The organism is Massilia sp. S19_KUP03_FR1, assembly GCF_036688685.1.
Taxonomy (GTDB): domain Bacteria; phylum Pseudomonadota; class Gammaproteobacteria; order Burkholderiales; family Burkholderiaceae_D; genus JALYUM01.
In genome coordinates, this window is the sequence record NZ_JAQQPS010000007.1 from 89,948 (window position 1) to 113,383 (window position 23,436).

Annotated in this window: 18 protein-coding genes and 3 tRNA genes; 13 read left to right on the forward strand and 8 right to left on the reverse strand. The window is 63.2% G+C overall.

Annotated elements, in window-relative coordinates:
* The first annotated feature begins 244 nt into the window (after window positions 1-244).
* From V6M87_RS09640 to V6M87_RS09660, 5 genes are all read left to right on the forward strand, one after another.
* Window positions 245-321 (forward strand) — tRNA-Arg (locus V6M87_RS09640).
* A gap of 156 nt (window positions 322-477) precedes the next feature.
* Window positions 478-554 (forward strand) — tRNA-Arg (locus V6M87_RS09645).
* 570 nt (window positions 555-1,124) lie between these two features.
* On the forward strand, window positions 1,125-1,760 hold the full coding sequence (locus V6M87_RS09650; protein ID WP_332876400.1) for a PEP-CTERM sorting domain-containing protein: 636 nt from the start codon (window positions 1,125-1,127) through the stop codon (window positions 1,758-1,760).
* A gap of 407 nt (window positions 1,761-2,167) precedes the next feature.
* Window positions 2,168-2,244 (forward strand) — tRNA-Arg (locus tag V6M87_RS09655).
* A gap of 338 nt (window positions 2,245-2,582) precedes the next feature.
* Window positions 2,583-3,125: an FxDxF family PEP-CTERM protein gene (locus V6M87_RS09660; protein WP_332876401.1), complete on the forward strand. Its 543-nt coding sequence runs from the start codon at window positions 2,583-2,585 to the stop codon at window positions 3,123-3,125.
* Between the two features lie 80 nt (window positions 3,126-3,205).
* On the opposite strand, the gene V6M87_RS09665 is transcribed toward V6M87_RS09660, so the two are convergent.
* Together V6M87_RS09665 and V6M87_RS09670 are read right to left on the reverse strand one after the other, a co-directional pair.
* Window positions 3,206-5,104 (reverse strand): hybrid sensor histidine kinase/response regulator, encoded by a 1,899-nt coding sequence (locus tag V6M87_RS09665; protein ID WP_332876402.1) that lies wholly within the window; start codon window positions 5,102-5,104, stop codon window positions 3,206-3,208.
* The gene (locus tag V6M87_RS09670; protein ID WP_332876403.1) at window positions 5,101-5,790 is read right to left on the reverse strand and encodes a YfiR family protein; all 690 of its coding nucleotides are present in this window, start codon (window positions 5,788-5,790) and stop codon (window positions 5,101-5,103) included. The genes V6M87_RS09665 and V6M87_RS09670 overlap by 4 nt, the downstream gene beginning before the upstream one ends.
* Before the next feature lie 518 nt (window positions 5,791-6,308).
* Here V6M87_RS09670 and V6M87_RS09675 point away from each other — a divergent pair.
* The 3 genes from V6M87_RS09675 (at window position 6,309) to V6M87_RS09685 (ending at window position 10,776) form a co-directional block, all read left to right on the forward strand.
* Window positions 6,309-7,133, forward strand: coding sequence for a response regulator (locus tag V6M87_RS09675; protein WP_332876404.1), 825 nt, complete (start codon window positions 6,309-6,311; stop codon window positions 7,131-7,133).
* Between the two features lie 189 nt (window positions 7,134-7,322).
* Complete coding sequence (locus V6M87_RS09680; protein WP_332876405.1) at window positions 7,323-9,584, forward strand: hybrid sensor histidine kinase/response regulator; 2,262 nt, start codon at window positions 7,323-7,325, stop codon at window positions 9,582-9,584.
* 196 nt (window positions 9,585-9,780) lie between these two features.
* Window positions 9,781-10,776, forward strand: a complete 996-nt coding sequence (locus V6M87_RS09685) for a GGDEF domain-containing response regulator (RefSeq protein WP_332876406.1) — start codon at window positions 9,781-9,783, stop codon at window positions 10,774-10,776.
* 84 nt (window positions 10,777-10,860) lie between these two features.
* On the opposite strand, the gene V6M87_RS09690 is transcribed toward V6M87_RS09685, so the two are convergent.
* Window positions 10,861-11,313 carry a hypothetical protein gene (locus V6M87_RS09690; RefSeq protein WP_332876407.1) on the reverse strand — a complete coding sequence of 151 codons (453 nt, stop codon included), beginning with the start codon at window positions 11,311-11,313 and terminating at the stop codon, window positions 10,861-10,863.
* Window positions 11,314-11,548: 235 nt separating this feature from the next.
* Here V6M87_RS09690 and V6M87_RS09695 point away from each other — a divergent pair, with 235 nt between their 5' ends.
* The gene (locus tag V6M87_RS09695) at window positions 11,549-13,171 is read left to right on the forward strand and encodes a response regulator (RefSeq protein ID WP_332876408.1); all 1,623 of its coding nucleotides are present in this window, start codon (window positions 11,549-11,551) and stop codon (window positions 13,169-13,171) included.
* Between the two features lie 37 nt (window positions 13,172-13,208).
* Here V6M87_RS09695 and V6M87_RS09700 read toward each other — a convergent pair whose 3' ends face one another.
* Window positions 13,209-13,673 carry a hemerythrin domain-containing protein gene (locus V6M87_RS09700; RefSeq protein WP_332876409.1) on the reverse strand — a complete coding sequence of 155 codons (465 nt, stop codon included), beginning with the start codon at window positions 13,671-13,673 and terminating at the stop codon, window positions 13,209-13,211.
* 203 nt (window positions 13,674-13,876) lie between these two features.
* Here V6M87_RS09700 and V6M87_RS09705 point away from each other — a divergent pair, with 203 nt between their 5' ends.
* Window positions 13,877-14,584 (forward strand): sensor histidine kinase, encoded by a 708-nt coding sequence (locus V6M87_RS09705; RefSeq protein WP_332876410.1) that lies wholly within the window; start codon window positions 13,877-13,879, stop codon window positions 14,582-14,584.
* On the opposite strand, the gene V6M87_RS09710 is transcribed toward V6M87_RS09705, so the two are convergent.
* Both V6M87_RS09710 and V6M87_RS09715 read right to left on the reverse strand, forming a co-directional pair.
* The gene (locus V6M87_RS09710; protein WP_332876411.1) at window positions 14,581-15,900 is read right to left on the reverse strand and encodes an NAD(P)/FAD-dependent oxidoreductase; all 1,320 of its coding nucleotides are present in this window, start codon (window positions 15,898-15,900) and stop codon (window positions 14,581-14,583) included. The genes V6M87_RS09705 and V6M87_RS09710 overlap by 4 nt on opposite strands.
* Before the next feature lie 79 nt (window positions 15,901-15,979).
* Window positions 15,980-16,570, reverse strand: a complete 591-nt coding sequence (locus tag V6M87_RS09715) for a hypothetical protein (RefSeq protein ID WP_332876412.1) — start codon at window positions 16,568-16,570, stop codon at window positions 15,980-15,982.
* Window positions 16,571-16,836: 266 nt separating this feature from the next.
* On the opposite strand from V6M87_RS09715, the gene V6M87_RS09720 reads away from it, so the two are divergent.
* From V6M87_RS09720 to V6M87_RS09730, 3 genes are all read left to right on the forward strand, one after another.
* Window positions 16,837-16,995, forward strand: coding sequence for a hypothetical protein (locus V6M87_RS09720; RefSeq protein ID WP_332876413.1), 159 nt, complete (start codon window positions 16,837-16,839; stop codon window positions 16,993-16,995).
* A 79-nt stretch (window positions 16,996-17,074) separates the two neighbouring features.
* Entirely contained in the window at window positions 17,075-18,319 is a 1,245-nt protein-coding gene (locus V6M87_RS09725) for a DEAD/DEAH box helicase (RefSeq protein ID WP_332876414.1), read from the forward strand.
* 80 nt (window positions 18,320-18,399) lie between these two features.
* On the forward strand, window positions 18,400-19,398 hold the full coding sequence (locus V6M87_RS09730; RefSeq protein WP_332876415.1) for a cation diffusion facilitator family transporter: 999 nt from the start codon (window positions 18,400-18,402) through the stop codon (window positions 19,396-19,398).
* Between the two features lie 431 nt (window positions 19,399-19,829).
* Here V6M87_RS09730 and V6M87_RS09735 read toward each other — a convergent pair whose 3' ends face one another.
* Both V6M87_RS09735 and V6M87_RS09740 read right to left on the reverse strand, forming a co-directional pair.
* Window positions 19,830-22,244: a heavy metal translocating P-type ATPase gene (locus V6M87_RS09735; RefSeq protein ID WP_332876416.1), complete on the reverse strand. Its 2,415-nt coding sequence runs from the start codon at window positions 22,242-22,244 to the stop codon at window positions 19,830-19,832.
* Between the two features lie 75 nt (window positions 22,245-22,319).
* Complete coding sequence (locus V6M87_RS09740; RefSeq protein WP_332876417.1) at window positions 22,320-23,291, reverse strand: DUF535 family protein; 972 nt, start codon at window positions 23,289-23,291, stop codon at window positions 22,320-22,322.
* Between the last annotated feature and the right edge of the window lie 145 nt (window positions 23,292-23,436).

The window sequence follows — 23,436 nt, forward strand, 5'->3', positions numbered from 1 at the left end:
AAGCGCGGCCACGGAATCCAAAAAGCGACTAATCGGCAAACCATTTTGCGGCGCGCGCAGATCAGACTGGACAAAGTGCCATGCCCCCTCTACAATGCTGCTTCTTCGGGGGGCAAGCCCTCGAGTCAGGGGAAACACAGGCAGTATCGTGCAGAATCTGACGAAGAACAAAAGCGTAGTGAATCGACAAGGCAAGTAACATGGCCTTCCAGAAACATGACGATGATGTTACAATCTTTGCTTCGCGGCTGTAGCTCAGTTGGATAGAGTACTTGGCTACGAACCAAGGGGTCGTGGGTTCAATTCCTGCCAGCCGCACCAGAATATGAGGGGTCAGATAAAAATATCTGATCCCTTTTTGGTTTTCGCACGCGCTTTTTCGGCGCGCGCCGGCGCCCTTGCAATGCCAGCGCCACAGAACAGAATCAACGTCATTTTTATCCAGAAGCAAGCCAATGATGCTATAATCGTTGCTTCGCGGCTGTAGCTCAGTTGGATAGAGTACTTGGCTACGAACCAAGGGGTCGTGGGTTCAATTCCTGCCAGCCGCACCAAAATTCGTGTTTGAAATTGAGGACTTAAGTAGCTTATGCTGCTTAAGTCCTTTTTCGTTGTTGTTGCCTTCGCTATCGGGGCACCCGCGCGACCATGCCCTGTGCGCATTGCAGACAATCTCATCCCGGCCCCTGTATCGATAATCAACAAGACCCTCTTTGCAAGGTGATCATTGACGCAGCCTGAAGGAGTGCTCGGCCGCCTTGTACCCATCGAGATCGCCCTGCTCGCCCGGCGGCGAGCCTTGGCGCACAAATAACCGAAAATCGACTGTTGATGGCGCCTTGCTAACGCGCCGCGAAAAAACCGGACATGACGTCGGCGATGTGTTGCGGCGCGCCGGCCAGAACCGTGCGTCACTGGCGCATCAGCGCGTCGCCCATCCGGGAGGAGTGCGATCGATGGCTGCATTTACAACAGCGCAATTTTTGTTTCTTGTCGAAAAATCTTACATTGCCGCAACGGGAAACGACACAGCAAGATATAAGTCTATGGTTTAAAACGAAATCATATTTCAGGCATGAACATTGCTTTGTGATATCCGTAAGAACATCAACTTTGGAGTCCTCATGAATCGCTTTCGTCAAATCGCCGCTTGCCTGACCCTTGCCCTGTTGTCGTTCGCGTCCTACGCCGACCCCATCCATACCCTCGATGACCAAGCGCCAGTGGGCTTCAATACGAATAACAACTTCTATCAAAACGCACGGGGCTGGGAATTCACTGCCGGTACGAACAATCTGTACGTATCGCAACTGGGTATTGCGGCCTTCACCAGCGGCAGCTTTACGCTCAGCCTGTGGGATGTCGCCACCGCGTCTGTGCTGGCGCAAACGACCATCAAAGGCGCTACCGGCGGCCAATGGAATTGGGCCAGCCTGGGTTCGTCGGTGGCGCTCACGTCCGGCGCCCATTATTTGGTAATGGGAATCGGCAACGACGCGGACGCCGCTTACTACTTTGGTTACGACCTCGCATCATCATGGTATCCAGCGGGCGACATCAACTATCTCACCACGAAGTTTTGCAACAACTGCACCGCCAACACCTTCCCTACCAACTCCCTGGATCGTTTCCAGTATGGCCTGGTCGATATTGGCTACACGGTCGGTCGCGACAGCGAAGTGCCCGAACCGGCGCCGCTGGCCCTGCTGGCCATCGGCCTGCTAGCCAGCAGCGCCGTGTCGCGCAAGAAGTCGCTGTAAGCGCAAGGTCGCCCGTCCCGAACCCGCTGGCGCTGCGGGTTTTTTTTCGCCTGGAAGGCGCCGATTGCAGCGCAACGCAACCCTAACGGATTCCTGAGCGGCATAACCTCCGCCACGCGCAACAATGCCGTCCGGGCATGACATCCCGGCATCCCAGCGGCCTGCCGGTACGCATTCGCCCTCGCATGTCGCGCAGCAGGATCTGCTAACGACAAGCGATCGCGGTGCTGCGATCGGATCGGGGCGCACCGGACCAGCCGGGCTCAGGTAGTAGTGGCTGAATGCGCTTCTCATGCCAGCCCTATCCGTCCCAGGTGGGCCAACTGCACGAATCTGCCATGGTTTCCGGCTTGCGTTCAGATTGCCGCTTTGCCATTTCCGCCAAAGCTGATATAATTTTCTTCGTCGCGGCTGTAGCTCAGTTGGATAGAGTACTTGGCTACGAACCAAGGGGTCGTGGGTTCAATTCCTGCCAGCCGCACCAGTATGTTGAAGAATGGTCCAGAAAGAAATTTCTGGGCCATTTTTCTTTTCTGCGCCGTTTTATGAAAGCGGCCACGTCGAAATCGAATATCGCCACATCCTGTCAGCGCCCTCCTACATCGCGTGAAATGTTCAACAAGACTTTTCCGCTCATCAAATAAAACCCTGACTTCTCCTATGAAGCGCCCTCTCTGGCGCTCAAAGTTTCTCGCTGACACGAACGTTGTCGGGAGCGTACTCGTCTGGGCTCATGGATGCGCGATCGCAGCCATTCAGCTAGCATAATCTCTCGAAAGCCAGAACTGAAAACGAAGCCTGTCTTTTTTTTGGAGGTACACCATGAAACGTTCCACCTCGCTGCTGGCCGCCTGTGTACTGGCCGTGGCAGCCATCAGTCCAGCCAGTGCTGCCGATATTTCGGCGCCCCCGCAAGCCCTGTCGCTGACGTCCGGTAGCGCCGGCTTCTTCGGCGACAGCTTCGGCATCGACAATAACGGCAACACGTTTGCCGACCGCTTCACGTTCACGGTAGGCGACTATTCCTTCGACGTTGACGCAATCGTCGCATCGATTAGCCGCACCACCACCACGGGCCTGGATATCTCGGCATTCAATTTGTACAGCGCCGCCAACGACCTGGTCGCCAGCGGTTTCCCGCTGGCCAGCGGCGCGCTCGACGTGTGGCAACTGTCCGGCGACGCGATCGCCCCCGGCAGCTACTACCTGCAAGTCGATGGCACCGTGGTATCGGATGGCGCCGCCAGCTACGGCGGCGCGGTGCTGCTCACCCCGGTGCCTGAGCCGGCCATGCTGGGCATGCTGGCCGGCGGGCTGGGGTTGCTTGGGGTGGCGGCGCGGCGGCGGGCACGCAAGCTGGCCTGAAGGCGCCGCGAACAAGCATTGCCGACGGTCGCCATACTGGCTGCGCGGCGCGGCAGCTTGTTCGAGGTGCTCATTGCTAGCTAGGTGCGCATCTTCTTGATGATGCTGCGGTTGCTGAGAATCTCTTCGATCTGCTCGAAGCGCACCGGCTTGACCATGTGGTGGTCGAACCCGGCCTCGAAGGCAAGCTGGCGGTCTTTTTCCTGGCCCCAGCCCGTCACGGCAATCATCACCGTCAGCTTGCCGCAGGCAATCTGACGGATGCCGCGCGCCAGGTCGTAGCCGGACATGAGGGGCAAACCGATGTCGAGGAAGGCGTAGTCGGGGCAAAAGCGCGCTGCGGCGGTGAGCGCGTCGGGTCCGTTGTGGGTGATCACAACGCTGTGCCCCATGGCCGACAGCAGCGCACCGATGCTGTTGACAAAGTCGACGTTGTCGTCGGCCAGCAGGATCCGGAAGGTTTCCGACGACATGAAGGCGGCCGGCGTGGTCTTGGTGGGCAGCTCTGGCTCGACCACAATCGGCAGGCGCACCGAGAATTCACTGCCACGCGTGAGGCCGGCGCTGCGCGCTTCGATGGTGCCGCCGTGGAGTTCGACCAGGCGGCGCGCCAGCGACAGGCCGACTCCGAGTCCCGCGTTGGTCCGCTCCAGCGTGGAATCGACCTGCACGAACATGTCGAAGACCGAGTTCAGCATGTCCGGGGCAATGCCGATGCCATTGTCGGAGACGACCAGCACCAGGGTCTTGTCCTCGACCCGGGCCGCGAGGTTGACCCGGCCGCCGCGGTTGGTGTATTTCGCGGCATTGTTGAGCAGGTTCGACAGGATTTGCGCCAGGCGCGTGGCGTCGCCGTGCAAGAATACCGGACGGTCCGGCAAATCGATGTGCAGCTCGTGGCCATGCAGTTCGATGTATGAGCGCACCACTTCGAGGGCATCGTTGACGACCGCTTTCAGCTCGACCCGTCCCATCTTGATGGCGAATTTCCCGGTGTTAATGCGTGACACATCCAGCAAATCGTCGACCAGGCGCACCATCTGGCGCAACTGGCGCTCCATGATGTCGGTCGCACGCTGGGTCGCCTGGGCGTCGCCGCTGCGCAGGCGCAGGATATCGAGTCCGGTGCGGATCGGCGCCAGCGGGTTGCGCAGCTCGTGCGCCAGTGTGGCCAGGAACTCGTCCTTGCGGCGGTCAGCCACAAGCAAGGCTTCTTCCGCGCGGTGGCGCACCTGCATTTCGTGTTCGAGCGTCAGGTTGGCTTCCTGCAGCGCGTGCGAGCGGCGGCCAATTTCGGCCAGCATGTCGTTGAATGAATCGACCAGAACGCCGATCTCGCCGCTGTTATTACCAGGCACGCGCAAGGTGAAATCGCGCCGCTGCATGACCTGGCGCGCCACATTCGTGACCGCCTGCAGGGGCCGCGTGATGGCGGCCTGCAGGCGCGAGGCGACCAGCGCGGCGATCAACAGGGCGCCCAGCATCACGCCGCCAAGGATGGCACCGTAGCTGAGCAGGCGATCGACCATGCCGTAGCGGCTGCGGATGTAGATCGTGCCGATCAGTTCGCCGTTTTCGACGATGTCGTGATACACCACCAGTGCGCCCTGCTCGATACGGTGGCCGGGCCGCTCGGGCTTGTCCGGAAATACCGCTTCGCCGGCGTCGCGGTTCGCATAGGTCGCGAAGCGGGTGCCGCTGGCGTTATAGATAGCGGCACCCAGGATTTGCGGGCGCACGCGCAATACGGACAAGCTCTGCTGCGCGGCGCGGGCGTCGTTGAAGGCCAGTGCCGGCGCGGTGACGGTGGCCATAATGTCGGCCTGGGTGCTCAAATCGTCGATCCAGTAACGCTGAAACATGCGCATGTCTACCAACAGCATGGCGACCGATGCTGCCAGCAAGGCCGCCAGCGTGGTGGCGACCGCCATCAAGATCATTTTGCTGCGGACCGAGCCGGTGTCTTGGGCGCGCATCATATGTTGCCTTTCTGCACGTGGCTGGCCACGCTGAGGAGTCGCGAACTGAGCCGGACGTTATTCTTTTCCGCTGCGTCGAGCGACACATCGAACCGTACATGTTCATCGACCATCTTGAAATTGATCACGCTACCCTGCTGCAAACCACCCTCGCATTCAGTCACCATCAACAGCGCTCCCGGCGCGCCGCGCAATACGCGTGCGACCCGCAGCGGATCACTGCCGGCGACGAACAGCAGGTGGAGCGGACCGGGATTGTCACCTTCACGGACCGCTTTCAGCGTGATCGGCCTGCCATTGAGTGTACGACCGGCCACCGTGCGTGCCAATTCAGTCAGCATGTCGTCCGATCCGGACACGCCAATCAGCACGGGGCTGGCCGGGTCACCAAAGGCGGTTGACGGAAACTCAGTATAGCCGAGGAATTTGTACAGGAAGGCTGCCTTGACCCGCCGTTCGTCGCCGGGCTGCGCTTCGGGGGCCGGCTGGGGCGCCACCAGCGCTGGCCCCGGTGCCGGCACTGGTAGCGGCGCTTGCGCGGGCGCGGGCGCCGCAGCGGGTGCCTGCGCAAGGCCCTCGGCGCTCCCCGCCACACCCGCCGCGCCGGCCAATGCAACGGCCGCCAGCGCGCGCAGCATGCGGCACAGAGATGCAAGGGCGGCGCGCGTAAAAAATGGATCAGGCATGGGCACGCGCCCGGCTACCGGAGCGCCGGGCGCCTTGCAGGGCGCGTCTGAGCAATCCAGGACGCAACTTGTGCAAGCAGCGCGCTGGGGCGCCAACGTAAACGATCAGTCTTGGCATAGATTGCTATCGTAGAACACTTTCCGTGATGCACCAAGGGGCCATGGGCTGGCGCGCACGCATCTTGTATGAAGAGAACAACATCGGCGCCAGCAACAGGCGCCCCATGCACAGTATAAATGGCGTTATGCATCAAACCAATGACTGTCATTATGAAATTTAATTGGCATCTTCTGCTGCGGTGCAGCATCATGCAGTTGTCTCCTCTATATCCCTCCAAGGAAATAGACTTCAGCCCGCTCTCTGAGCGGGCTTTTTTTTGCTTTTTTTTGCCTGCTACGCCCCCGTGAACCCACACGGGACGCCCGCCCAGGGTACGCATTGCACACCCGGCCGGCGCCATTTGGTGTACGATTCAGCCACGTTTTCGTTTCTACAACAGTTTTTTGCACAGGTGCGTATGTCTTTCCCCGGTCTGTCCCCACGATCCACCACCAGCTACGACTGGTCCGCCAGCGACCTGGGCAGTCCTTCCACCTGGCCGTTGGCACTGCGCCTGAGTGCCGACGTACTGTTCAACGCGCCATCGCCAAGCCTGCTGGTATGGGGCCCCGCATCGCGCGTGTTCTATAACGAAGCCTATGCGGCACTGGCGGGCGCGGGTCAGGCCCAGGTGCCGGGTGGCGACGTGCCGTCCCTGTGGCCGGCGCCGCTGGCCGCCGCGCGCGATGCGCTGGCACAGGCCCGCGCCGGCGAACCGGCCGTGGCGCTGGCGCAGATGCTCGGCGTTGGCGAAGCGCAGCCGTATGATCTCGCCTTCACGCCCCTGCGCCAGGAAGATGGCAGCGTCGGCGGTGTGCTGTGCACGCTGGTGCCGGTGGCTGCGGCGCCCCTGTTCGACCTGCCCCAGGATGCGGCCGGCCTGCGCATCCTGGTGGTGGAAGACAACCTCGATTCGCAGTACCTGGTGTGCGAAATGTTGCGCGCCTTCGGCCACGAAGCCGACGGTGTGGCGCATCCCGACGACGCCCTGGCCCACCTGGCGCGCCAGCACTACGACCTGCTGTTTTCCGATGTCAGCCTGCCCGGCATGTCCGGCGTCGATCTGGCCCGCCAGGCGCTGCAGGATGCGCCCGCGCTGCGCGTCATCTTTGCGTCCGGCTATGGTGACACCATGTTGCGCCATTTGGATTTCCCGTATTTATCCCTGCAAAAGCCATATGAATTAGACCAGCTGCAAGATGCGCTGGCAACAGTGGAACAGCAGCTACGTCCGCGCGCCTGAAGGTGGGCAACCGTGTGGGGCAAAGCGCGTGTGCTGGGCTAAAATTCGCCAACAGCTTGTCAAGCCAGCAAGGCGTGCGCCTGCGCGCCACGCGCGCGTCGACCAGCCGGCCAGCCGATGTCCAACCATGCCCACGATGATTCCCGATTTCCTTCTCCCCTGCCTCGCGCGCGCGCGCCGGAGGCCCGCATGAGCGGCCAGGACGATACCGCCCTGCGGGCCGAGCTCGAGGTGGCACGCGCCGCGCTCAAGCAGGCCCATGCACGCATCGCCTTGCTCGAGAATAGCCAGGCGAGCAACGGCGTCGCCGGCATGCCCCAAAGCGAAGATGTCTTGCGCGCCCTCGCCAATTCCTTTCCGCAGCCCGCGTGGATGGCCAGCGCCGATGGCAAAACCGTCTGGTACAACCAGCGCTGGTACGAATACACCGGCCTCACCGAGCAGGACATGCCCAATGACGGCTGGCACAAGATCGTCGATCCAGCCGTGCTGCCAGCGGTGCTGCTGCACTGGGAAACGGCGCTCAGCAGTGGCACGCCGTTTGAAATGGAGTTTCCCGTGCGCGGCGCGGACGGCCGCTACCGCTGGTTCCTCACGCGCGCCAGCGCGGTGCGCGATGCCGCCGGCGCCGTGGTGCGCTGGTTTGGCACAAATACCGATGTCGACCAGGTCAAGCGCGTCGAACAGGCGCTGCGCGACGAATCGCACGTGCTCGAGTTACTCAACAACACGGGCAGCGCCCTGGCATCGCAACGCGACCTGCGCTCGCTGTTGCAAACGGCGACCGACGCCGCCACCGGCATCGCCGGCGCGCGCTTCGGCGCCTTTTTCTATCACAGCAAGGATCCGAGCAGGAGCCTGTACACGCTGTTCACCTTGTCCGGCGCGGTCTCGCCGGATGCCGAAAGTTTTGCCGACGCCAGCCCCACCGCCCTGTTCGGCCCCAGCCTGCGCGGCAGCGGTGTGATCCGCTCGAATGACGTCGGTACCGACCCCCGCTTTGGCGCCGAACCGGGCCAGTGGCATGTGCCAGCCGGCCACCCTGCCGTGCGCAGTTACCTGTCGATGCCGGTGGTGGCGCGCTCCGGCGAAGCGCTCGGCACCATGTTCTTCGGCCACCCGGAAGCGGGCGTGTTCACCGAGCGCACGGAACGCATCGTCGGCGGCATCGCGGCCCAGGCCGCCGTGGCCATCGACAATGCCCGCCTGTACGAAGCGGCCCAGCATTCGGCCGAAGAACGCAAGGTGTTGCTCGAGAGCGAGCGACTGGCGCGCGCCGAAGCGGAGCGCACCAGCCAGATGAAGGATGAATTCCTGGCCACCCTGTCGCACGAACTGCGCACGCCGCTGTCGGCCATCCTGGGCTGGGCCCAGGTGCTACGGCGCGGCAGCCGCGATCCGGCCGACCTGCAGCGCGGTTTGCAGACCATCGAACGCAATGCGCGCGCGCAGGCGCAACTCATCGAAGACTTGCTCGACATGAGCCGCATCACCTCCGGCAAGGTGCTGCTCGACATGCAGACGGTTGCCCCCGCGCCCTTCATCGACGCCGCCATCGACACGGTGCGCCCGGCCGCCGACGCCAAGAATATCCGCATCGAAAAATCGTATGCCGCAGATGTCGGCACCATCGCCGGCGACCCGGCCCGCTTGCAGCAAGTCATCTGGAACCTGCTGTCAAACGCCATCAAATTCACACCCGGCGGGGGTACGGTCAACATCGAACTGGCGCAACAGGCCGGCCAGGTGCAGATTACCGTGCGCGACACCGGCGTTGGCATCCGCCCCGAATTCATCACCCACGTCTTCGAGCGCTTCCGCCAGGCCGACGCGTCCACCACCCGCCGCCATGGCGGCCTGGGGCTGGGCCTGTCGATCGTCAAGCACCTGATTGAGCAACACGGCGGCACGGTGCGCGCGGAAAGCGAAGGCGAAGGCCTGGGTGCCAGCTTCACCATCGAACTGCCGGCGGCCACCCCGTCGTCCAGCCCGGCCCGCAGCGCGCGCGCGATGATGATTCGCACGCCGGCGCCGAGCAGCGGCGAATTCACGTTGCGCGACCTGCACGGCGTGAACGTGCTGGTGGTCGACGACGACCGCGACGCGCGCGAACTGATTTTCCGCATCCTGTCCGATTGTCAGGCCAACGTGCGCATTGCCGGCAGCGCGCGCGAAGCAGTCGACGCGATGCGCGCCTCGCCCCCCGACTTGTTGATCAGCGACCTGGGCATGCCTGAAGTCGACGGTTTCGAATTGCTGGCCTGGGTGCGCCAACTCGGGCGCGACCATGGCGGCGAAGTGCCGGCGGTCGCGTTGACCGCGTTCGCGCGTTCCGAAGACCGCCTGCGGGCACTCGAGGCCGGGTTTTCCGCGCACATTTCGAAGCCGGTTGAACCAAGCGAATTGATCGCAGTGGTCGCATCACTGGTAGGATCGAACAAGCTCAATTAAACCCTGAAAAGAGCGCTCGCCACGGGCGTCAGCAGCACCCGCGCCGTGCCGGAGAAGCCTCATTAAGCTCCTACCGGACGACGCGGCGATGTCCTACAAGAAATTTATTAGCATTTGATATGCTTGCAAACTACGGTGTCATGCCGGAACGGGGTGAAACTGCCCGTTCTGCCCACCAGCCAAGACGAGAAACAGTATGCCGAGCCGACTAGACATTTTGAATGCAAAGATTTTGGTGGTTGACGATTCGCCAGACAATATCGATCTCATGGAAGAGATATTGCGCGAAGAAGGCTATACCGACGTCAGCTCGACCATGCTGCCCGAACAAGTCTGCCCGCTGCACCGTCAACATAATTACGACCTGATCCTGCTCGACCTGCAAATGCCCGGTCTGAACGGCTTCCAGGTCATGAAGGGGCTGAAGGAGATCGAGCAAGGCGGCTATCTGCCCGTCCTCGCCCTCACCGCCCAGCCAAGTTTCAAGATTGCCGCCCTCGAGGCAGGTGCTCGCGATTTCATCAGCAAGCCCTTCGATTTGCTGGAGGTGCACAAGCGCATCCATAACATGCTGGAAGTGCGCCTGCTGTACCGCGAGCTGGCACAGTACAGCCGCGCCCAGCAGGAACTGGCTTTGCACGACGCCCTCACCGGCCTGCCCAATCGTCGCCTGCTGGAAGACCGCATCGAAACGGCGCTGCAGCACGCCAACCGCCACCATCACAAGGCCGCGGTTATGTATCTCGACCTGGACGGCTTTAAGGCCATCAACGACACCTACGGACACGGCTACGGCGACGAAGTCCTGAAAATCGTCGCGCAGCGCCTGATCGACTGCTCGCGCAAGGAAGACACGGTCGCGCGTCTGGGCGGCGACGAATTCATGGTCGTGCTGGGCGACGTGATGACGCTGGCCGATGCGCAAGGGCCGGCCGCGAAGCTGGTCGAAGCCATTTGCGAGCCGATGTTCATTAACGACCTCAGCTTGCACCTGTCGACCAGTATCGGCATCAGCATTTACCCGGACGACGCCGAGACGGTCGACACCCTGATCAGCATTGCCGACTACGCGCTGTATGAAGCCAAGCGCGCGGGCAAGAACCGGTTTGCATCGGGCAGCGCCAAGGCGGCGACCATGAAGCAGGCCGGCCAGACCACGCCGGCCACGCCGGAGCTGGCACCGCACCGCTAACGATCCTGCAATACGATGCAAAACGGCGCCAGCACCGCACGGTACTGGCGCCGTTTTCACGTGCCTGGTGCAACTAGTGACGCATCAAACCTTGCGCGCTTCTTCACGCCGTCCGGCACTGGTGCCGATGGCGTCGTGGCCGACCGCTTCCTTGTTCGCCTCGGTAATTTTCGCGTGGTGCTGATGATCGGCCGCGGCCGCCACCATTTCGGGCGCGACTTCAATGCGGGTGATGCCGGCATCGACCGAAATCGGGTCGCTGGCCGGGAACGTCATCTCAACGGCATCGTCAAGCAAGGTTTCCTTAGCAACTTGTTGTTTCGAATCACACTCGGCGGTCGCGAGCGTTTTGATGGCAACGGCCCACTTGACGGCTGCAAGCTCGGCAAACTGACCAATGGTGCTGACGCCGAAAGCCTGCTTGAGCGCGGCCCCATCGGCGGCACTCACACCGCAGAGTGCAGAAATGGGTGCATCAATCAATTCGCGGAAATCCTTGCCGTGGTAAGCGCTATCTACAATATTATCAATATTCATGTCGTGTCCTCTGAATTGTTCTATGGCGCCGGTCTTCCACCGAAATGGATACACTGGACTCGTAGCAACTATGTCACAACCGCCTGGCCGGGTATGTGCGTCACCGTACCCATTCCACCGGAGATGACATAACGACTCACTGGTCCGCTCGCGTTGTGCCAAGTAGTCACATTCTGGTATTCTCCCCGGCTGGCTTGAATTAGAACAATTGACCCAAAGCAGGATTGATTCGCCCGTGCATAAAATCGACAAACCGAAAATTCTCGTCGTTAATGACGATGCGGGCAGCCTGCTTGCACTGACCAGTCTGCTGGACCAATGGGCCGAGGCCAGCAACTACACCGTGCTGACGGCGCGCTCCGGCCATGAAGCGCTGCGCCAGGTGTTGCTGCACGATTTTGCCGTGATCCTGCTGGACGTGAACATGCCCGGCATGGACGGCTTCGAAACCGCCGAAGCCATCCATCAGCGCGCTCGTTCGGCCGACATTCCGATCATCTTCGTGACGGCCTTCCTGGCCGATGAACTCGACCGGCTCAAGGCTTACCAGCGCGGCGCCGCCGATTTCCTGTTCACGCCGGTGATTCCGCAAATCCTGCTGGCCAAGGTGTCGGTGTTCGTCACCCTGGCCACCAAGAACGAGCAACTCAGGCGCCAGGCCGCCAAGCTCTCCGAGCGCACGCTGGAGCTGACCGCCACCAACCGGCGCCTCACGCGCGAGATGGAAGAGCGCCGCGATGCCGAACGCAAGAGCCACGCCAAGGATGAATTCCTGGCCATGCTCGGGCATGAATTGCGCAATCCGCTGTCGGCCATCTCCAGCGCCAGTTCGCTGATCGGCCTGGCGAAGGCGCCGCCAGATACGGTCGCGCGCGCCAAGCAGATCATCCAGCGCCAGACCCAGCACCTGACGCGCATCGTCGACGACCTGCTCGACCTGTCGCGCGCGATGTCCGGGAAAATTTTACTGGCGCGCACGCCGCTCGACCTGTCCAGCCTGGTGGGCGCCTGTCTCGAGACCTTCCGCGCCACCGGCCGCACCAATGGCTATACCGTCACCTGCGACCTGCAGCCCGGCTGGGTCCATGGCGACCCGACCCGCCTCGAGCAGATCGCGACCAATCTGATCGACAACGCGGTGAAGTACACGCCCCTGGGCGGCGCCATCCACATCGCCATCGCACGCGCCGGTGACCAGGTGGAAATGCAGGTCACCGATTCTGGCGTCGGCATTCCCGCCGACCTGTTGCCGCACGTTTTCGAGGTGTTCGTCCAGGGCACGATTTCGCTGGACCGTTCGCAAGGTGGCCTGGGCATCGGACTGTCGCTGGTGCGCCGCCTGGTCGAGCTGCACGGCGGCAGCGTGGAAGCGCGCAGCGACGGCACCAGCAGCGGCAGTACCTTCACGCTGCGCCTGCCCGCGGCGCCGCACCAGGTCGTCCGCGAGTCCGTGCCGACGCCGCTGGCCACCGCCACGGCGCGGCCGCTGGTCCTGCTGATCGAAGACAACGACGATGGCCGCGAGATGATGGCCACCATGCTCGAAGCCTGGGACTACACGGTGCTCCAGGCCGCCGACGGCCTGGCCGGCGTCGACCTGGCGCAGGCGCATGCGCCGCAGGTGGCCCTGATCGATATCGGCCTGCCCGGCATCGACGGCTACGAAGTCGCGCGCCGGCTGCGCCAGATCGACGCCACCAGTACCATCAAGATGATTGCACTGACCGGGTACGGGCTGGCCGAAGACCAGAAACGGGTCCTCGAGGCAGGCTTCGATCTGCACCTGGTGAAACCGGTGGATATGGGGGCCTTGCTCGATGTGCTGGGCGCGTGCCCGGGGCAGTTGACGCTCAAATGATGCCAGGCCGGCGGGCGCGGGCCTGGCTGTCTGCGGCTTATGCGGCTGCGGCCAGTTCTTCGCGCCGCATCGCCATTTCCTCGCCCAAGGCGACCAGGTCGAGCTTGAGCTTGCGTGCCTTCGGGAACATCTCGTCCTCTTCTTCTTCGACGTGGTGGTCGATCAGTTCGCCCAGCACTTTCACCTTGGCGTCGTACAGGTCGTCTTCCGGATCCATCTCTTCGAGCTGTGCAATCAGGTCCTTGGCCGACGCGTGTTCCACCACCGCCTCGTCGACCATGTCGTCCTCGGCGTCCTTGCCCGCCGCACGCACGGCCGGATAGAAAATCTCTTCTTCGAGCTGGGTGTGGATGGTCAGTGCCTGGCAAATTTGCGCAACCAGTTTGAACTTGCTCTTGTTGGCGCGGTCACCCAATCCTTCGTATTCTTCGAACCATGCGTGCACTTCTGCGTGGTCGGCCTTGAGCATGGCGATGGCGTCTTGTGGCTTGGTGGTAGTCATGAACAACTCCTGGAATATTGGTTTAAATGCAATTGTTTGAGCACTCAGATTGCCGCTGATTGCGGCGCAGGTATGTGCGCCACTTCACCGAGCATTGCAACCGACAGTTTGAATAAGCCAAACCGGGCGCGGCCGGCCCGATCGGCGCGCCGCCCCCTTCCCGACTACTGTATTATCTTGGAAACATTTACAAGGCCGTCAACATGACAGAAACGCCAGCAGCACCACTCTCTCCCCCCGGCAACGACGATCTGGCCGAATTGCTCGGCCACATGACGTCGCGCTGGGATGACGAGCGGCGCCAGCTGGCCCGGCAGTTACACGACAGCCTGGGTTCGTCGATGACGGCCCTGTCGATGCACCTTGGTTTACTGGCGAAAAAGCTCCCGGACGACCAGGCCCTGCAGGACCGCAGCGCCCAAATGAAGCAGCTGTTGATGAACATCATCAACACCAATCGCGACATGCAACTGGCGCTGTGGAACGACAAGCTCGAGTTTTTGGGCATCAAAGCGGCACTCGACGAGGCGGTCTCCGAATTCGGCAAGGCCCATCCTGGCCTGGCCGCGCAGGTCAGCCTGCCGGACGACGAAGCGGCCTACTCGCGCGAGCAGAACGTCACCTTGCTGCGCTGCGCCGAAGAAGGGATGCAGAATGTCGCCCGTCACGCGCACGCGAGCCGGGTCGATGTCATCCTCGACGACGATGGCGAGCAGATCATGCTGACGATAATCGACGATGGTGTCGGCCCGGGCGATGCCGATCTGGGCATGCTGGACCACCACGGCCTGCGCATGCTGCAGGCCCGCGCCCGTCACCTGGGTGGGGCGGTGGCGTTCGGCCCCGCACCCGAGGGCGGCGCCATGTTGCGCATGACGCTGCCGCTGGCAGCGCCCAAGCAAGCTGCTTAGTGAAGCTTGACCAGCGGCGTGCTGCGCCGGATCAGGTAGCGCGCCACTGCCAGTACGCCCGTCCTTAACGAACCGAGCACAGCCTGGTGGTGCATCAGGTGCAAGCTCTTGTACATCGTGCGTGCGACAAACCCTTCCACGAACCAGCTCAGGCCCTTCAGGGAACCCATCAGGCTGCCGACGGTCGTGGCGGTGCCGATCGATACCAGCGAACCGTAATCGCGGTAGCGGTACGGCGCCGTGGGTGCGACCTTGCCTGCGGCCTCGGCCACAAAACGCTTTAACAAGTGCTCGGCTTGCTGGTGGGCCGCCTGGGCGCGCGGTGGCACCGGGCGGCCATCGCCGTCGATGCATGCGGCGCAATCGCCCAGCGCGTACACATTCGGCACGCCCTTGACGGCCAGTTGTGCATCGACTTCGATCTGGCCGCTGCGGTTGACCGGCAAGCCCAGTGCGGACAGGAATTCCGGCGCCCGGATGCCGGCCGCCCAGACGCACAGGTTGCTGCGATAGTGATTACCCTGGGCATCCTCGATGTGGTCGGCTTCGATGCGGGTCACGCGGCAACCGGTGACGACGCGGATGGCGCGCTTGCCGAGCAGGCGCAAGGCGGCGCCGGAGACACGCTCCGGCAGCGGCGCCAGGATTCGATCGGCGCCTTCGAGCAGGGTGATGCGCACATCGCGCCGTGCATCGAGCTGGTGGAAGCCGTACGAGGTGTAGATGCCGGATGCTTCACGCAATTCCGCCGCCAGCTCGACCCCGGTAGCGCCGCCGCCGATGATGACGATGTCGATACCGGGATGAGACTCGCTGGACGTCTCCTTGCTGGTTTCGTACATTTCCTGTTCGACGCGCGCCATCAGGCGCAGCAGCGTCAGGCGGAAGCGCTCGGCGTCTTCGGTGGCATTGAGCGAGATGGTGTTTTCACGTGCGCCAGGGACGCCGAAATAGTTCGACGTACTGCCTACCGAGATCACCAGCGAACGGTAGTCGAGCACCCGTTCCGGCAGCACTTCCGCACTGGCCGCGTCCAGCACGGGACCGATGACGATGCGCTGCGCCGCGCTGTCGAGGCCGGTCATGGCGCCGTACACGAAGGTAAAACCGTTGTCGTGCGCCAGCATCTGGTAGGACAAGCCTTCCTGGTGGATATCGAGCGTACCGGCTGCCACTTCGTGCAGCGATGGCTTCCAGATGTGATACAGGCGGCTGTCAACCAGCGTCACCCTGCGCGCGCCCAATTTACGACCCAGTTTGCAGGCTAACTCGAGCCCGCCTGCGCCGCCCCCCACGATGACATAATCGCTTTGCACACTACTCTCCTAATGATGCGTCCGACAGCGGACTGATGGACGCATCTTACTATGTTGCGATGCAACATGTTTATCCAGCTTAACGGCCGGGACCGCGATCGCCGCCGCCATGGCCTCGATCAGGTCCGCCGTGACCGCGATCCTGGCCGCCGTGGCCACGATCCGGGCCGCCGTGGCCACGATCCGGGCCGCCGTGGCCACGATCCGGGCCGCCGTGGCCACGATCCGGGCCACCGTGACCACGATCCGGGCCGCGGCCAGGACCGTCATCGCGGCCGCGGCCGTGGCCACGATTGTCATGAAAATCGGGACGGCCGTGCTCGCGCCAGCCCGGGCCGCCGCGGCCGTGGTATTCACGGTAGCGCGGCGCATAGTTGTTGACGTACCAGTCGTCGCGCACGAACAGCACGCGCTGGCCGCAGGCGCCATAGCGGTTGCAATAGCGCGACCAGTTGCGCCGGTGATTCAAGGGCGCGCGCAGGTACACCGGTGCGCCATTGTAATAACCGCCGGAAGCGAGCACCGGCGGTCCGTAGACCACTGGCGCCGGGGCATAACTACCCAGGTCGACACGGCCATAGAACCCCGGCTGGCCGATGGTGATGCTCACCTGGGCGGTGGCGCCAAGGGACGCGACCGCCAGGGTCGCGCCAATTAATAATTTCTTCATGCTGACTTCTCCTGTACTTGCGGGCATTTCCTGCAAGTTTCGATATTCCGGACCCAGCTTACAGTACCCGGCGTGCATGTCGGTGCGGTGTAGCACCTCAGCAGGCGACAAGCGTTGGCGCCGATGTTGCAAAAATCCAACATTCTCATGGCGATCACGGTCGCCTGCACGATGCTGGCCAACGATATCGCGAAGGCACAGTCACAACGGGCCGACGATCGTGCTGACATGCAGTCGTGCGCCCCGACCCCGGCGCGCGGTTCAAGATGGGCGATACCGACCGGGAGACCATCATGCACCGCCACCTGCTTCGTGTTGCCATCCTTGCCATCGCCACGCCGCTGCTACTCGGTGCGTGCCGTGACAACACCGATCCTGTGAAACCCAGGGTGAGCCTGCCTGCGGCGGCCCAGTCCGCCGCCTGAAGCGCTGGCCCGGAGGTTTTTGTGCCGCCCGGCGCGCGGCAGGATAAACTGTCGCCTGCTCAATCTCTTCAGGCCTTCCATGTCGTTTGCTTCCCTCGGTCTGATCGACCCGCTCGTCCGCACCCTGGCCGAACTGCAGTACACCGAACCAACGCCGATCCAGGCCCAGGCCATTCCCTTGGTGCTGGCCGGACGCGATGTCATGGCAGCGGCCCAGACCGGTACCGGCAAGACCGCCGGCTTCGCCCTGCCCCTGCTGCAACTGTTGACCATGGCCGGCAGCACGGCGCCGAACAGCACGCGCGTGCTGGTGCTGGTGCCGACGCGCGAACTGGCCGAACAGGTGCACCAGAGCGTCTGCAGTTATGGCGCCAGCTTGCCGCTGCGCACCATGGTCGCGTATGGCGGCGTCAGCATCAATCCGCAGATGATGAAACTGCGCAAAGGCGTCGACATCCTGGTCGCCACGCCCGGGCGCCTGCTCGACCTGTACCGCCAGAACGCGGTCAAGTTCGACCTGCTGCAAACCCTGGTGCTCGATGAAGCGGACCGCATGCTCGACCTGGGCTTTGCGCGCGAGCTCGACGCCGTGTTTGCCGCGCTGCCAACACAGCGCCAGACGCTGCTGTTTTCGGCGACGTTTTCCGACCCGATCCGGGCGCTGGCGGCCAAGCTGCTACGCGATCCGGCCAGCCTGGAAGTCAGTCCCCGCAACACGACCGTGAAAGCAATCCGCCAATGGATCGTTCCGGTCGACAAGAAGCGCAAGCCGGAACTATTCCTCTACCTGCTCAAGAAACACCGTTGGACGCAGGTGCTGGCATTCGTCAAAACGCGCAAGGGCGTCGACGCGCTGGTCGAACTGCTGCAGGCTGCGCAGATCCCGTCCGACGCGATCCACGGCGACAAGCCGCAGCCGGCGCGCCAGCGGGCACTCGACCGGTTCAAGGCCGGCGAGGTGCGCATCCTGGTCGCGACCGACGTGGCGGCGCGCGGGCTCGATATCGATGCGCTGCCGGTGGTGGTCAACTTCGACTTGCCGATCGTGGCCGAGGATTACGTGCACCGCACCGGGCGCACCGGGCGCGCCGGCGCATCCGGCGAAGCCGTGTCGCTGGTTTGTGCCGACGAGGTAACGCAACTGGCGGCGCTGGAACTGCTGACCGGCCAGACGCTGGAGCGTATTGAAGAGCCCGGCTTTGCACCCGAGCATCGGGTCCCGGTGACCAACACGGCAGGGGAAGTCGTCAAAAAGCCGAAAAAACCCAAGAAGCCCAAAGGTGATGTCGCGGTGGTGTCGGAAGACGTGCGCTTCCGGCGCTGATTCCTGTCGGGCATTTTTCGTGCCGTGCCGCACGAAATTGCCAAATTGGCTACACTGCGCCGTTGAATTGAGGAAGCACCATGGAACAGCAAACGCCACCGTCAACCGATGCCAGGCCGGCACAACAGGGGTCGACCAAGGTCATCTTCGCAGCCATCGTGGCCAATCTCGGCATCGCCGTGGCCAAATTCGTGGTCGCCGGCATCACCGGCAGTGCTGCGATGATGGCCGAGGGCATCCACTCGGCGGTCGATACCGGCAACGAGTTGCTGCTGCTGGTCGGCGAGCACAATGCGGCGAAAAAACCCGACGCGCGCCACCCCTTCGGTTACGGCAAAGTGGTGTATTTCTGGGCCTTGATCGTGGCGCTGTCGGTGTTCACGCTGGGCGGCGGCTTGTCGATCTACCACGGTGTCCATGCCATCGTACATCCGGAGTCACTGGGCGATCCGCTCTGGAACTATATTGTGCTGGGCGTGGCGGCCTTGTTCGAGGGTTATAGCTGGAATGTATCGCGTCTGGAACTGAACAAAGTCAAGAAACCGGGTTCGAATTTGTGGCAGGCATTCAGGGCAAGCAAGGATGCGTCCGTCTTCACGGTGTTCATCGAAGACAGTGCGGCCTTGCTGGGAATTATCGTCGCAGTCGCCGGCATCGGCCTGGGGCAGTGGACCGGCAACCGCTACTTCGATCCGGCCGCGTCGATCGTCATCGGCCTGATCCTGGTCGGTGCCGCCTACATGCTGGCGCGCGAAACGGGGGCCTTGCTGGTCGGTGAAGCCATGGGTGACGACCAAACCACGCGTCTGCGCGCGATCTTCGATGCCGATCCACAAATCGACAAGGTCGGAAAATTGCTCAGCATGCAAATGGGGCCCGACCAGGTATTGCTGACCGCATCCGTCCAGTTCAAGCGTGGCATGCAAATCGATGCGGTCGAAATTGCGATTGCCCGCCTGGAACAGCGCGTCAACGCCGAATTCCCCGAAATCAAGCAGATCTACTTCGAATCCGGCGCCCTGCGTTCCAGCTGGCGCCGTGCGGACGCCTCCCAGCCAGCCAACCCAAGCGTCGATTGACAAGCCGCAAACGAGGGTCAGAGTCGAATTAATCAGCAACTTCCAACAATTGCCCATTTAATCGACACTGACCCTCATTCATTGAATACGAGCTCAACATAAAAACCAAGTAGGGTCAGTGTCGAATTGTTTTGCAACTTTGAACAATTGCTCATTAAATCGACTCTGACCCTAATTAATTACATGCGAGCTCGGCATTAATACCAATGAGGGTCAGAGTCGAATTGTTTTGCAACTTTGAAAATTGCTCACTTAATTGACTCTGACCCTAATTGTTGAGTAATTGTTTTTGGGTCAGAATTATCGCAGGGCGCGGAAGGCGGGAATTGGGCGTGAAACTTGCAAACGACGCCGCGCAGGAAGGCGTCGCTGCGCGCCTTGCGGTGGCGCGCTTTTGAATCCGGGTGCAGGCGCGGGCCTGCATCAGCGCATTACGAACGCGCCAGCACCGGGTAGCCTGCTGCGTCGATGGCGTCGGCCAGCACGTCCACACTGGCACTGCTGTCGATGGTGACGCGCCTGGTAGCCAGGTCGATATCGACCGTGGCGCCCTGGTCGATCGCCTGCACTGCTTTGGTAACACGGCCCGTACAGTGAGCGCAGCTCATGCCGTCGACGGTAAGTTGGTACATCGATGATTCTCCTTGAGTCATTTCAGATTTGGTGGGCGCTAGCTGCGCCTGCCAGCGCCGTAACAGCAGCGCGTTGCCAACCACGCATACCGAACTGAGCGCCATCGCAGCGCCAGCCAGTACCGGGTTTAGCCAGCCACAGGCGGCCAGCGGAATGCCGACCACATTGTAGGCGAATGCCCAGCCCAGGTTCTGGCGGATCGTGCGATAGGTGCGGCGCGACAGGTCGATGGCGTCGGCAACCAGAACCGGATCGGCGCGCATCAGCACAATGCCGGCACTGTGCATGGCGACATCGGTGCCGCTGGCCAGCGCGATCCCGACATCGGCCGCCGCCAGCGCGGGGGCGTCGTTGATGCCGTCGCCGACCATGGCCACTTTGCCTTGCGCCCGGTACGCTGCCAGCACGCGCGCTTTATCGCCCGGCAGCAAATTTGCATCAAAGCGCGTGATACCGGTGGCCGCAGCCACCGCCTGCGCGCTGCCGGCATTGTCACCTGTGAGCATCACGCTGCGCACGCCCATCGCCGCCAGGCGCGCCACGGCGGCGCGGCTGCCCGGCTTGACGCGGTCGCCAAACACCAGCAGTCCCAGCACGGCATCCTCGCGCACCAGCCACGACACCGTGCGCCCGCGCGCGGCATGTGCGTCGGCCAGCGCGGCAAACGGCCCCGCGTCGACCGTCAATTCGTCGACCAGGCGCCGGTTACCCAGCCAGACCATGGCCCCCTCCACGCGTCCGCTCACGCCGCGGCCCGGCAACGCCTGCGCATCGGTCACGCCAGCTTGCGCCACGCCCTGCGCGCGCGCCGCCTGCGCAACCGCCAGCGCCAGCGGATGGTTGCTGGACTGCTGTAACGCCGTCGCCAGCCCCAGCACCCGGGCCCGCTCTCCTTCCACCGCCAGCAGGACCGGCTTGCCCTCGGTGAGCGTCCCGGTCTTGTCAAAGGCAACCGTGGTGACCTGGTGCGCGCTTTCCAGCGCCAGCGCATCGCGGATCAGTATGCCGTGGCGCGCCGCCGTGCCGGTGCCCACCATGATGGCGGCCGGCGTGGCCAGCCCGAGCGCGCACGGACACGCAATGACCTGCACTGCCACCGCGTTGATCAGCGCCGTCTGCCAATCGCCCGTGAGCCAGCCCCAGGCCAGCAGCGTGCACCCGGAAATGAGCAGCACCACCGGCACGAACACGGCGCTGACCCGGTCAACCAGGCGCTGGATCGGCGCCTTCACCGCCTGCGCGTCTTCGACCAGGCGGATGATATTGGCCAACATCGTGTCAGCGCCAACGGCAGTCACCCGCACCAGCAGCAAGCCGTCGCCATTGACGGCGCCACCGGTAACACGCGCCCCCGGCCCTTTCGGCACCGGCATGCTCTCGCCGGTGAGCAGCGACTCGTCGACGTCGCTGCGGCCCCCGACAACGGCGCCGTCGGCCGGCACGCGCGCGCCCGGGCGCACCACCAGCAAGTCGCCCACCGCCAGCGCCGCCAGCGCCACCCGCAGCTCGGCCCCGCCACGCCGCACCAGCGCCTCAAGCGGCACCAGGCTGCCGAGCGCGCCCAACGCCGCCACGGTCTGGCCCTTGGCGCGCGCCTCCAGCCACTTGCCGAGCAAAACCAGCGTGATGACCACCGCCGACGATTCGAAATACAGATGCGGCATCGGCGCGCCATCCGCGCGCAGCAGCAGCCAGGTCGACAGGCCCCAGGCCGCGCTGGTGCCAAGCGCAACCAGCAGATCCATATTGCCGCTGCCAGCGCGCAGCGCATGCCAGCCGGCGCGGTAAAAGCGCGCACCAAAGATGAATTGCACCGGCGTGGCCAGCGCAAACTGCCACCAGCCGGGCAGCATGGCATGCGATCCGGCCAGGCCAACGAGCATCGGCGCCAGCAGCGGCAGGCTGAGCAGCGCCGCACCCACCAGGGCCCACGGCATCGCGCGCGGGGCAGGCCCGGGCGGCGACGCAGCGCCCGCCAGTTCGCGGCCACTGAAGCCGGCTTGCACAATCGCGCCGATCAGCGCGCGCGCATCGAGCGGCCGGTTGCCGCGCACCGTGACTTTTTCGGTGGCGAGGTTGACGCTGGCATCGAGCACGCCGGGCGCAGCCAGCAGCGCTTTTTCGACGCGCCCGGAACAGGAGGCGCATGTCATCCCCCCTACCTGCAGGGTCAGGGTGAACGGTGTTTCCGTGGTTGTGGCAATCGCTTCCAATGACGCTCCTTGAAGAAGCATCAGGATAGACGTTTCCGCCAGCGCCTGCTGGCGCGCAGCGGGTTTGACGGGTACTTAGGCCGCCAGCAGCGCCAGTGCCGGCCGCCCGCGCCCGGTGAACTGGTCGATGACGTCATCGCTCACGTCCTGCAGCATCTGATGGCGCTTGCGCGCTTCCGAACGCCGTTTTTGCGCCACCAGTTCCAGGGCCAGCGGCGCCAGCGGCGCGCAGGGCAAGCTGAAATCGCCGTCGGCGCGGGGACAGGCGCCCAGCTCCTGCCACAGCTGCTCGTAGTTGGCGCGCACGTGGCCGCGACCGATGGCGCGTCCGGCGGTGCGGTTGCCATTGCCCACCAGGCGCAGTTCGGTGCAGCCGAGCGCATACCCCAACTGCTGGACCAGGCCGACCAGCAGGGCTTTCGCACGTAGGCCATGCAGCTCGCGGGTGGCTTGCTTGATGGCGCCCATGGCGTCGTCACCGCGCGGCCCCTGCAGGCAGCCGATCGTCACGCGGGCCACGCCGTCAGCGGCTTCAAACGTGAACGCGGTCGAATACACCACGGCGCCGGCACAGTGCAACTGCAGCACCAATTCGCCTTCGCGTTCGCAGGTGCCGGCCGCGCGCAGCTGCACCTCGTAGGCAATGCCGGTCTTGCCGGGGATGCGCGCCAGCAGGAAGCCGCTGCGGCTGGCCTGGGCCAGCAGCGCCGCCAGGCCCCGGCTGAACATGAAGCCATAATGCGCGGCCAGCACGGCCAGGCGCTGTTCGACGTTCAAGGTCGCGGTCAGGTAGGGCCGGTAGATCTTGTTGACGATGCTGGGGCGCTGCCGGACCAATTCGGAAAACACCGGATGCGAATTGAGCAGCGTCAGCCAGCGCCGGGTCGCAGCGCGGTGTGGCAACGCGCGCAGATGGAGTTTCAGCAGTTCGCGCGCACGCGCAATGCCCGTCACCTCTGGTGCGACCCCGGAAGCGAGCGTGACCGGCGGCGTGGCGCGACGGCTAACAGTGGCATCGATCCAGTGCAGGTGATCGGACAAATTCATGGCAACTCCGCGTGCAAATTAACAACTAAAATTTGGTAAAAAAATATAGCCTTGAAACCAACAGCTGATGTTACGGAAGCAAGTGTAACAAGCTGTAACCCAGCAGTAAATACGGGCGCCACCCTATGGGAAACGCTTAGTTGTA